The following is a 1,538-nucleotide window of genomic DNA, read 5'->3' on the forward strand; positions in this document are numbered from 1 at the left end:
GTGCCGGCAATCTGCACAACGCCGGCCTGCTCGCAGTTTTTGCCGACAGCGAAGCGCATACGGGCATACGCGTGCTCGAAGTGAATCACAACGAAGGTGCGCGCTCACAAGTTGCAGGACCGCTTGCCACCGTCGCATGGACGTAATCTGCTCACTGCTCTGCTGCAGGCGGCGAGGGCAAGAAGGTTCTGGACTGCAAGTTCAGTCATTACAAGGGGTCCCTGAGCATGGGCGTCGCGGCTGGGCACGATGCCACCACCGCAGCCGAGGTGGTGGACTTGTGGAGCTCCACAAGCAAGGTCGCCGGCGCCACGTTCGTCAACCTCCAGCCTGATCGAGCCAAGCAGCCGAAGCTGAAGACCGCGTCGGGCTTCATCGCCGGCCGCTGCACCTTCCTCTCCACCGTGTTCAACTACGCCAGCAACGCCGGCACCGACAAGAAGCCCGCCATCTCGGTCACGATGTTCGAGAACGCCGGGATCGGGGTCGGGAAGACGATCACGTACGGGCAGCTGGTGGGCTCGCTCGACAAGGATGGTGATCTGCGCAGTCTGCTGGCCGAGGGCTTCCGCTCCACGCAGGCTGTGGCCGAGGACACTCCGGCAATGTACGCCACCGTCACAACTGCGTACCCGAGCATGGTCGGGTGCTTCGCTTCGGCCCTCGATCTTGAAGCTGAGTGCTATCGCCTGGATCACGTGTTGAAATTGGGCGTGAAGCACCGAGCAGTCCCGAGGAGGGCCCCGCAGAAGCCGGCCTCTGGGCGCGTTGCTCCGCAGCCAGTGACGTCGCAGCTCTTCTACTGCAGCAGGCATAACTGCCCCGAGAAGTATATCAAGGAGGCAGCCTTGAAAAAGCACATGGCGAAATGTCGTGGCGGACTCGCGGATGTTGTGCGCGTCACGACCGGAGTGGCGGCGATCAATGCCGCTGCGGGTTTGGTGAATAAGCTTCACGGGACGATGCCCACCGTGCGCACATTGCGGCAGCCTTCCACCAGCACGCTGCCTACGATGGGCTTCGGGCGCAACTTGGGCCGGGCAGCGCCGCAGCATTTCTCCGAAGCGGAGATCGCGCAGCTCACGCAGTGGTACCACGAGGGCGCCGCCAAGATAATTGTGAAGATGAAGGGGCCCAATGCAGCCGACCGGCTCATAGAGATGAAGCTGCACGATGCGGGCGACGAGGACATCAAGCAGTTCCGGAATAAGTATGCGCTCCGGATAAGCTCTTGGTTCGGCGCGTACGATCGAGCGGTGACCAAGTCGCACGAGCGTACGAAGCGTGTCGGCCGTGTGGAGGAGACCGCCGAGGCGCGGCTTCAGTACGATGCGTCTATGGCGAAGAAGACCAAGGGACCACCGAGGAAGAAGTCCAAGGCTGCAGGTGCCTCGGGCATTGACGTTCCCGCTGGGCCGCCGGCGGCGACTACAGCCGTTGCCGTGATCGGACTCAAAGCCGTGGCTACGGTGAAGAAGCGCAAGAGCAGACCGGGGAAGCAGAAGCCAGTCGCTTCGGACAGAGGTGCTGCTGGTGCG

The 1,538-nt window shown here is 62.7% G+C and carries 1 protein-coding gene; it reads left to right on the forward strand.

Translation table 11 applies throughout. The annotated features are described in order from the left end of the window. Positions 1 to 227: 227 nt before the first annotated feature. On the forward strand, positions 228 to 1,538 hold a 1,311-nt coding region (locus AC3LB0_RS05920; RefSeq protein WP_488650240.1), incomplete at its 3' end, for a hypothetical protein.

This window comes from Candidatus Limnocylindrus sp. (assembly GCF_040397235.1).
Taxonomy (GTDB): Bacteria; Chloroflexota; Limnocylindria; order Limnocylindrales; family Limnocylindraceae; genus Limnocylindrus.